Annotated in this window: 9 protein-coding genes and 1 pseudogene; 3 read left to right on the forward strand and 7 right to left on the reverse strand. The window is 49.8% G+C overall.

From position 1 onward, the window contains the following. Positions 1-35 precede the first annotated feature (35 nt). The gene (locus tag DUE52_RS12010; protein ID WP_114406248.1) at positions 36-1,331 is read left to right on the forward strand and encodes a hemolysin family protein; all 1,296 of its coding nucleotides are present in this window, start codon (positions 36-38) and stop codon (positions 1,329-1,331) included. A 96-nt stretch (positions 1,332-1,427) separates the two neighbouring features. Here DUE52_RS12010 and DUE52_RS12015 read toward each other — a convergent pair whose 3' ends face one another. Beyond that, a complete protein-coding gene (locus DUE52_RS12015) occupies positions 1,428-2,213 on the reverse strand; it encodes a LytR/AlgR family response regulator transcription factor (RefSeq protein WP_114406249.1) in 786 nt (261 codons plus the stop codon). 87 nt (positions 2,214-2,300) lie between these two features. On the opposite strand from DUE52_RS12015, the gene DUE52_RS12020 reads away from it, so the two are divergent. Continuing rightward, on the forward strand, positions 2,301-2,753 hold the full coding sequence (locus DUE52_RS12020; protein ID WP_310587803.1) for a ferritin-like domain-containing protein: 453 nt from the start codon (positions 2,301-2,303) through the stop codon (positions 2,751-2,753). Between the two features lie 206 nt (positions 2,754-2,959). Here the strand turns inward: DUE52_RS12020 and DUE52_RS12025 are convergent, their stop codons facing one another. The 6 genes from DUE52_RS12025 to DUE52_RS12050 all read right to left on the reverse strand — a co-directional run bounded on the left by DUE52_RS12025 (position 2,960) and on the right by DUE52_RS12050 (position 8,916). Continuing rightward, on the reverse strand, positions 2,960-3,304 hold the full coding sequence (locus DUE52_RS12025) for a hypothetical protein (RefSeq protein ID WP_114406251.1): 345 nt from the start codon (positions 3,302-3,304) through the stop codon (positions 2,960-2,962). Between the two features lie 79 nt (positions 3,305-3,383). Next, entirely contained in the window at positions 3,384-4,409 is a 1,026-nt protein-coding gene (locus tag DUE52_RS12030) for a sensor histidine kinase (RefSeq protein ID WP_114406252.1), read from the reverse strand. Then, positions 4,393-5,085, reverse strand: a complete 693-nt coding sequence (locus DUE52_RS12035) for an ABC transporter ATP-binding protein (protein ID WP_114406253.1) — start codon at positions 5,083-5,085, stop codon at positions 4,393-4,395. The genes DUE52_RS12030 and DUE52_RS12035 overlap by 17 nt, the downstream gene beginning before the upstream one ends. A gap of 2 nt (positions 5,086-5,087) precedes the next feature. Continuing rightward, positions 5,088-6,344 carry an ABC transporter permease gene (locus DUE52_RS12040; protein WP_114406254.1) on the reverse strand — a complete coding sequence of 419 codons (1,257 nt, stop codon included), beginning with the start codon at positions 6,342-6,344 and terminating at the stop codon, positions 5,088-5,090. A 117-nt stretch (positions 6,345-6,461) separates the two neighbouring features. Beyond that, positions 6,462-7,613, reverse strand: a complete 1,152-nt coding sequence (locus DUE52_RS12045; RefSeq protein ID WP_374755895.1) for an efflux RND transporter periplasmic adaptor subunit — start codon at positions 7,611-7,613, stop codon at positions 6,462-6,464. Continuing rightward, a complete protein-coding gene (locus DUE52_RS12050) occupies positions 7,603-8,916 on the reverse strand; it encodes a TolC family protein (protein ID WP_114406275.1) in 1,314 nt (437 codons plus the stop codon). The genes DUE52_RS12045 and DUE52_RS12050 overlap by 11 nt, the downstream gene beginning before the upstream one ends. Positions 8,917-9,134: 218 nt before the next feature. On the opposite strand from DUE52_RS12050, the pseudogene DUE52_RS12055 reads away from it, so the two are divergent. Then, positions 9,135-9,380, forward strand: a pseudogene (locus DUE52_RS12055) (hypothetical protein); the annotation flags it as partial.

Consider the following 9,380-nt stretch of genomic DNA (forward strand, 5'->3'; position numbering starts at 1 on the left):
TCTTTTAATCCGCGTAATCCGAGTTCAGAAACCCTATGGAATCCTACAGTATTCTCCTCGGAGCATTCGTGGCACTGGTGCTGGCCGGTTTTTTCTCGGCGGTCGAGATGGCCTACCAATCGGTGAACCGGCTTTATTTTGAACTGCACAGTAAACAGGGGCCCTTAGGCGAAAAGCTGGTATCGGCCTTTCTGAAACAACCCATTCTGTTTGTCGGTACAACCCTGACCGGGAATACGCTCTTTCTGGTGTTATACGGTGTGCTGGGCGTGACGGCCCTCAACCCGTTTCTGTCAGCCTACGTTCCGGATGCGTTCAACCATCCCGTTACACTGATCGTCATCGAAACGCTGATTCTGACGGTTGTTTTCATGCCGTTCGCGGATTATGTTCCTAAAAGCCTGGCGCTCATTCATCCCGATGCGTTCATGGAAAGGCTGGCCATCCCGATTTGGGTCATCTACAAGGCTATTGCGCCCATCGTCCGGCTGATGGTCTGGCTCACCAAAGGCATCGTCAAGATTATTCCGGGAAGTCAGTACTCCGAAGTTCGGCCGGTTTTTGGCCTGATCGACCTGAACCACTACCTCCAGCAATTCAACCAGCAGAAACAGCAGGTCGATTCGAGTCAGGAAGAAATCGACATCGATACCGAAATTCTGAACAATGCCATCGATTTCCGCAAAGTAGCTGTGCGGGATTGCATGATTCCACGGACGGAAATTACGGCGGTGGATGTGGAAGACAGCATTGAGGAACTGAAGAACTGTTTTCAAGACAGCGGCCATTCGAAAATTGTCGTATATCGTGGTAACATCGACGATGTGATCGGCTATTGCCACGCCCTGGCCCTCTTTCAAAAACCGCAAAGCATCGAAAGCATCCTGACACCCATTCGGGTTGTGCCGGACAGTATGCCCGCCCGGTTGTTGCTCGAAAAGTTTCTGGCCGAACGCAAAAGTCTCGCTTTGGTAGTTGATGAATTCGGGGGAACATCAGGTCTGGTTAGCGTCGAGGATTTAGTAGAACAGATTTTCGGCGAGATTCAGGACGAATACGACACCAACGAAGACTGGGACGAACGACAACTGGACGACAATACCTGGCTCCTGAGTGCCCGGCACGAAATCGAAAATCTGAATGAAAAGTACGGCTGGGGCATTCCAGAAGGCGATTATGATACCCTGGGCGGTTTAATTTTATCGATCAATGGCGAAATTCCGAACGTAAACGATGTGATTGAAATGTCGCCGTTTACGTTTACGATTCTGTCGATGACGGAAGCCCGGATCGATCTGGTGCGGGTTCAGATTGTTCAAAAAGAAGACTAGACAAGAGAGCAGAGACAAGAGAGTAAAGACCAACCGCCCAAAATACCGTCCCCCTCTCTGTTCTCACTTCTCGACTCTCACTTCTCTATTCTAAAATCACCCCTGCTCAAACCACTCCCGGAACACGGCGGCTTTTTCTTTGCTGATGGTCAATTCAGTCGTGGCCGGTTTTCGGAGGGTGACAATCAGCTTGCCGCTGTAATGCGATTGATAACCGGCAATCGCATTCAGATTGACCAGACACTGGCGGTTGGCGCGAATGAAAACACCCGGATCCGTCAGTTCTTCCAGTTCATCCAGCGAGCCGTAATCCGTTACCAATTTCTGCCCGTCCATCGTGTAGAGATAGATCAACTCATCCCGGCAAAAATACGCCACGTTTTCTTCCAGAACCGGCACAATATTCCGGAGGTAATGCGCCATAAACCGGTGTTTGTACTTTTTGCTCGGTGCCGAAACGTCCGCCAGCAAATCCCGGAGCTGATCCCGAAAATCGGCCGAAGTACCGCCCTGCCGCCAACGGTGGTATTTGTCGAAGGCGGCTTTTAATTCGTCCGGTTCGACTGGTTTCAGCAGGTAATCGATGCTGTTGAGTTTGAACGCCCGAATGGCATATTCGTCGTAAGCCGTCGTAAAAATGATGGGACACTTCGGATTGATTTCACGATAGATATCAAAACTGACTCCGTCGGAAAGCTGAATGTCTGACAAAATCAGATCCGGCTCCGGAAGATCGGTGGCGCGGTGGCGGCCAAACCACTCCATCGCCATCTGCACACTCTCCAGCGGTCCTTCGAGATGAGCCTCCGGCTCCAGTTGCCGAACCAGTCGGGCCAACGTTTTGGCAACCAGCGGTTCATCTTCGATCAATAAAATAGTCATGCCTTTTTTACGCTCAAAATCGATTTTTATTAAACATTCGCTGAATGATCCAGTTAAAATAGGTAATAATCAACACACCTTGCAATCATGACAAACGACGAAATAGTTGACTCTCTGAACGATCTGGTTAAAATTAACAACGACCGCATCAACGGTTTTGAAAAAGCCGCCGAGGACATCGAAGACGCCGAACTGGCTTCTCTGTTCAAGAACCTGACTTCACAAAGCCGGAAATTCCGGAGTGAACTGGCCGACAACATCGTTCGCATTGGCGGAGTGGTTCCCGGCGTTGACGAAACCAGTACCGGCAGCAAAATTCACCGCGCCTGGATCGACATCAAGTCGGCCTTTACGGGAAAAGACCGTAATACGGTTCTCGAATCCTGCGTTTTTGGCGAAAATGCTGCGGTTGAAGAATACGAAGAAACGTTGGAAGATGAAAGCATTCCATCCTACATCCGCCAAACCCTCAGCACCCAACTCGACGAACTCCGCCAAACCCGCGATCAAATCGCGACGCTGCGGGATGTTACGGAGTAATGTTTAGCGAATAACGAATAATGAATGTTGAATAGCGAAAGTGGGGTAATGACTTCGATTTTGCCCCTAAATCCCCTGAAGGGGACTTTACGCATCCGGATGCAGGTGCGTCCAAGTCCCCTTCAGGGGATTTAGGGGCAAAAAGCAAAAGTTCTGACTTCGTTATTCATTATTCGTTATTCAACATTCATTATTATCCTTTTTCTTTATTTTCCTTTTCTTCCCAATCCCGTCGAAACCGCATCCAGCGTAGTCGCCAACTCCTGAAGTTTTCCTTTCATTTCCTCTTCCGCATTCTCCAGACTTTTCCGGGTCAGCTTCGCCAGTGAATGCAGCGACTCGGCAATTAGCAGGCTTTTTCCGGTGGCCAGTGCCGCCTTCAGTTGCTCCAGTTCATCCGAAATATCGTCCAGAACCAGGTGACCAGATCCCAGCGCCCGGACCCATTGATCAATAAAACTGTTTGCCATCGGTTGCAAATGAACCGGATCGGTAGTCAACTCCCGGAGCGTAATGTCCAGCAATTGGTCGGCATTGTGTGCGTGCGTCATAGTTTTTTACGAAATGATGATTGCGCACAATGTACGACGATTGGCCATTCATTTGTTATTTTTCAGAGTTCATTTTTCATTAAACCAAGGGAATGCTCACCCGGAACCGGTCATTGTGTTCTTCCACTTTCACTTCCTTCTCGCTCAAAAAGTGGTATAAAGCTTTCAAATTCGTCAACCCTTGCCCATTCGACGTTTCAACCCGCGGTTTTCGTTGCAGGTTATTTTCGACGGAGACATAGTCTTCATCCGCTACGATCTGAATGGTCAGCGGCTGCCCGGCATTGGCGACATTGTGCTTGATGGCATTTTCAACCAGAATTTGTAAAGTTACCGGTACAATGGCTTTATCGGCGTAGGCCGGTGGGATTTTCACCTGAATATCAAGCGAGCCATTAAAGCGGGTTTTCAGGAGCAGAATGTAGTTATTTATAAAGTCGGTTTCGGTGGTTAAGCTCACCAGGTCCTTGTCTTTATGCTGGATGACATACCGGAATACTTTCGATAGTTGCCGCAAAAATTGCGATGCTAAATCCGGATTTTCGTGAATTAATCCGTCCAGAGACGACAAACTATTGAAGAGGAAATGCGGGCTAATCTGATTTTTTAAACTATCGAGCTGCACCTGAATTTTCTCCTTCTCGAGTTGCGTTGCCCGAACGGCATTCTCCTGCCATTGTTTCAGGAAATGACTAGCGATAAAGCCCAGACACACCACCGTATTCGCTAAAAAAACCGTCATCCCAATGATGATCACACTAAACCGGTTGAGTAAGGGAATGCTGGTTAGTTGCGCCGATAAAAACTCGGTATAAACAAAATAACTAATTACCAAATACACGGTTTTTACAATGCCCCACCCACCAATGATCTGAATCAAAACGCGTAATTTGATATTTTTTTCAAAGGGCAATTGGCGATTCAGATAATCATTGAACCAGTAATGAAACAGCCAGATGGCGTTCAAAACAAAAAAGGACAGAAAGAATAATTCAACCTGAACCTGCCACGTAATATCGGGCATCAGCCACTGCCGACCCACCACACCACCCAGGGCTCCCCACAGCAATAGCAGCTCGACGTATTTGTTAAACTTGATTTTCATGGCTGGAAATGATTATGCCGTCCGACATCTCAATGACCCGGTCGCAACCGGCGGCAAAGTCGGGATCGTGGGTAACGGCAATAATGGTTTGGTGGTTTTCCTGCGCAATTTCGCGGAAAATATCAAAGACAATCCCGGTATTGGTCTTGTCCAGGTTCCCCGTTGGTTCGTCGCCCATCACAATGGTTGGATCGTTGATCAAGGCGCGGGCGATGGCCACGCGTTGCTGCTGTCCGCCCGATAATTTGCTCGATAGTTTGCGGGCGTGGTCTTCCATTCCGATCATTTTCAGCTTTTCGTAAGCCCGGTGTTCGACCTCTTTTTCCGAGTATTTCCCCAATTTTAAAGCTGGAAGCATCACGTTTTGTAAGGTGGTGAATTCCGGCAACAAAAAGTGAAACTGAAATACAAAACCGAGGTGTTCATTCCGAAACTTCGACAGATAATCCTGACTGCGACCCGTTAACGTTTGTCCGTTAATCTCCAGTGTTCCTTCATACTCCGTGTCCATCGTTGATAGCAAATACAACAGCGTCGATTTGCCGCAACCCGACTTGCCAACAATCGCCAGAAATTCACCTTTATTGACCTCGAACGTCACATCTTTCAGCACCTGAAACCGATCAGGTTCGGTGAAGTACTTATTGAAATGCGATGCTTTTAATACCTTTTCCATCGTTATCCTCTTAATATCGAAACCGGGTCTACTTTCGAGGCTTTTCGAGAAGGAAAATAACCGGCTAAAACCGTCGTAATCAATCCAAAAAGAAGGCCCATTCCGTAATATTTCAGATCAAAAATAACCGGGAACGTTTTGATGCTTAAAAAATCCCCGGCGTTGAAGGGTGTAATGGATAACAAGTAACTGAGTACAAAGCCAATCAGCAGCCCCAGCAATCCACCCAATACCCCGATAAAAACCGCCTGGAGCAGAAAAATCAGAACGATATCTTTCCCTTCAAAACCGGTCGCTTTCAAAATGGCGATATCCTTTATTTTATTGATGACATTCATGTTCATGATGTTGTAAATGCCAAAACCGGCCACTACCAACAGCGTCATCGACACCACAAACGTCATGACATTCCGGATTTTTTCACCCGCCAGGATGGCCGAGTTTGCCGTTGCCCAGTCTTCCGTATAATATCCGTATATGGCCCGCAGTTTTTTACCCAGTGGCAGCGCCAGCAACGGATCGAACATTTTGATGTGAATATCGGTCACATAGCTCGCATCTTTCTGCAAAATCTCCTGCACTGTCGATAAATTGGCGTAACTCTTGGTGTTGTCGACCGTTCCGATGCCGAATCCGAAGGTGCCGACCACCCGCAGAATCATCGTCCCCCCCGTCGGCGTCGTCACACTTACCTTGTCACCTTCGCGAACGTTGAGCTTCCGTGCCAGCACATTGCCCATAATCAGCCCGTTCGGGTTGCTCCGCAAGGCTTCAATCGTTCCGGATTTTAACCGGCTTTTCAGATTGTACAGACGGTTTTCGCGATCGATGTCAACCCCGGCGATGGTTCCTGAAATCTGAATGGGACCGTTGTTGTAGAATGCCTGCGTGCTGAGTTGGGGCGAAACGCCCAGTACACCCGGCTCCTGCTCGATCCGTCGGGCAATCAGAAAACCGTTTTTCAGCCGCGACAATTGTTCCTTCGGTTTCTGATGATAGATGACGTTGAAGGCCGAGTCGCTCCGGTTCAATTGGTCGATCAGGGCGGGGCGCTGCGTGTTCACCTCGTTGTACATCCGCACGTGCGGACTAGCGTCCAGCGCCGAGTCTTCCAGAAACTGGTTGACGCCCTGCATGAACGAAATCATGGTGATGAACATGGCAATCCCGAACGTCACGCCCAGCATGGCGACGAGGGTTTGCCGCTTCTTCGACAGCAGGTGCGTTTTGGCAATTTGGATGGTGATGCTGAGATTCATAGATTTTCGAGAATTATTTCGCGGAGATTAGCGGAGAAAAAAGGGAGTTAAGCGAAGAAAAAAGCTCTGCTAAACTCTCTTTTTCTCCGCTAATCTCCGCGAAATAACTTTGTAAATTCATTCCGGATTAACCACAACAGACTTCTCATTCAAACCGCCTTTCACTTGGACCAGATCGAAATTCTCAGCGCCCTTTACAATTCTCACCTTCTTTTTATCGCCGTTCTCACTGACCCAAACGCTATCATTTCCAACCACATACGACTTCGGAATCGTCAGCACCCGGTTGTTCTGGCTGATGATGATATTGGCTTCGACCGTCAATCCGTAATACGCGTCGGGTCGTTCACCGACAAAATCCGCATCGACCCGGAACGACTGATCGACCCGGTTCAGCTTCGGATAAATCTTCCTGACCCGGGCTTTGAACACTTTATTGGGATAGACATCCGCTTTGACCACCACCTCCTGCCCTTGCCGCATCTTTCCAAAATCGCTTTCGTCGACCGCCAGTTTCACAAACACATCATGACCGCTTCCAATCAGCGCGAGCTGGTCGTTCCGGCGAATCACTTCGCCCGGTTCTTTCAAAATCTCGTATACCTTGCCATCCACAAAACTCCGGACGCGGGTGTTGCCCTGCTCCTGCCCGCTGGCAACGTACTGACTTCGTGAGTTTTGCAAGTCGACATACAACTGATTCCGGGTGCGTTGCAGCGAACTGCGCCGGGCAATGTAGTCGTTTCGAGACGTCTGGTAGGCCAGTTGAACCCGCTCCAGTTCGGCTTTGGAGGTCGCATTTTGCTGGTACAAATCCCGGTAGCGGGCGTAATTGACCGAGTCGTTGGCCAGACAGGTTTGCGCCGTGCGAACCTGCGCTTCGAGTTCAGCTAAAACCGGCGAGTTGCTGCTCAGGTTGGCCTGCGACTGTCGGTAAATGTTGGCCGTAGCCTGTTCGCGCGCGCCCTGCGTAATGCCTTCCAGCACAAACAACAATTGACTGCGTTTGACCGAATCGCCCTCACTAATCAGCTTCTGCTGCAAAATACCGTCTGCATTGGCTAGCACTTTGTACTCATTCCGGGGGTAAATACCGCCCGATGCATAAACCGCTTCCGTCAGGTCTTTATAGGTCGGCGAAGTGCCTTCTTCTTTCCGGTTACAGCCGGATAAAACCGCTATAGCCAGCAGAATGAGTCCCTTTCGCATTCCCGCAACCGTCGGAAGCAGGAACTCGTAATTCAATTCGGGGTGTGCTTTATTGTCCATTTCTGATCTGCAAAATCGTCTGATTGATAAACACATTCGACAAATTATTCAGGTAGCGGTTTTGGGCGTTCAACGACTCATTGAATACGTTCAGATACTGGTCATACGCAAAAATTCCCGCCCTATATTTCACCAGGGCAATCTGCGTATTCTGCTCGTTCAATTCGAAATTCTGCCGGTTAAAAACCAGCGAACGAACGGCCTGGTTATACGCATTCAGAATATCCTGATTGTCGGCTTCCGCGCGCGTTTGTTCATACGCCAGTTCAGCCTGCGCCTGCTCGATCCGCAGCCGGGCGCGGTTCAGGTTGGCCGTCCGCAAACCGCCCGTATACAGAGGAATATTGAGTTGTAGACCGGCTACACCAATGGGAAACCACTTTTCGCTAAAATCCAGAAAGTCGAACTGTTTCCGTTGCGCCTGAGCCGAATACCGGGCATAGATCGACAGCGTGGGCCACCGCAGGGCATTTTCCCGGTTCAACTGCTGCTGAAATAATGTCAGTTGCGAACGGCGAACGGTGATCTGTGGCCGTTCGACGGATCCATTCAGAGCCGAAAATCCGTTTTGCGCAGACGACCCAACAAGATTCTGCTCCAGCACCAGCGAATCCCGCACGGTAAGCCCCAGCAATATCTTCATCTGGTTTTGGTTGCGGACATAACTCAGTTCATTTTGCCGCAGCACATCCTCCGCCGTTAGCCGGATGGATTGCAGGCGGTTGTATTCCAGCGGTTCGATCTGGCCTTTTTCCAGTCGATACCGGGCAATGGTCGCGACGGTATCCGCGTTGGCCACGTTCCGGCGGGCAATGTCGATGGCCGAGCGGGTCAGCAGCGTGGCGTGGTACACCCGCGCAACCTGCGTCGACACCTCGTCCTGCAACACCAGGTTCTGGTCGTCGATGATTCGTAAATTCTGGTTGGTCAATCCAACATCCAGGCGGTTCGGGCGACTCAGCAAGGGCATCGAAACCTCCACGCCCGCCGTCAGGTTGAACGGAACGCCAAATTGCAGCGACCGGAATTCGCCGGGCTGACCACCCAGAAACTCCGCCGGAATCAACTGTGTCGGCAGCGCATAATTATAGTCGAGGTTGGTAAACGCCCGCGCCGTTGGCATCAGACCGGCGCGGGTGGCGGCCCGTTGCTGCTCCTGCGTGATGCGGTTTTGCCGGGCAATTTTCAGATCGGGATTTTGCTGCCGGGCCAGTTGAAGGGCCTCCTGCACCGTCCGAACGACGGTTTGCGCCCCTCCTTCATGACTGGCCAACAACAGGATGACGATGAACACCTTTTTCATACACGAATCGAAATTCATGTACAAAGCAAAAAAAAGGGATTGTCTTTGTCTTTTTTACCTCGACGAACCGGAAGAATCAAGCTCCAAACCGGACATTTTGACGAGCGAATGAATAGAAAACATGAGTCATCCCGAATTTTAGGGGATGTGCAAAAAAGAGCCTCCTTTCTTAGTTTTGAGCATCACCACAACGCCAAAACCAGAAAGGAGGTCTTTTTATGTCGAAGACATGCCAACAAAAAAAGGGCATTCAGCCCACAAAGTCAACAGCCGCTGCCTTTTTACAAACCAAAGCCCAGCACTACCTCCAGCCCTTGCAGGAACAACTACTGGCTCAAATTGATAAGCGACTGGTGGCTACCTTCTCCACCCTGTTTTCCAGCATCCTGCTGTTACGCAATAGCAAAATGGGGCTGTTGTTGAGTGAGTTAGGGAGCTACATTGCGGGCTATGCGCATGCTCCG

This window comes from Larkinella punicea, assembly GCF_003334855.1.
Classification (GTDB): domain Bacteria; phylum Bacteroidota; class Bacteroidia; order Cytophagales; family Spirosomataceae; genus Larkinella; species Larkinella punicea.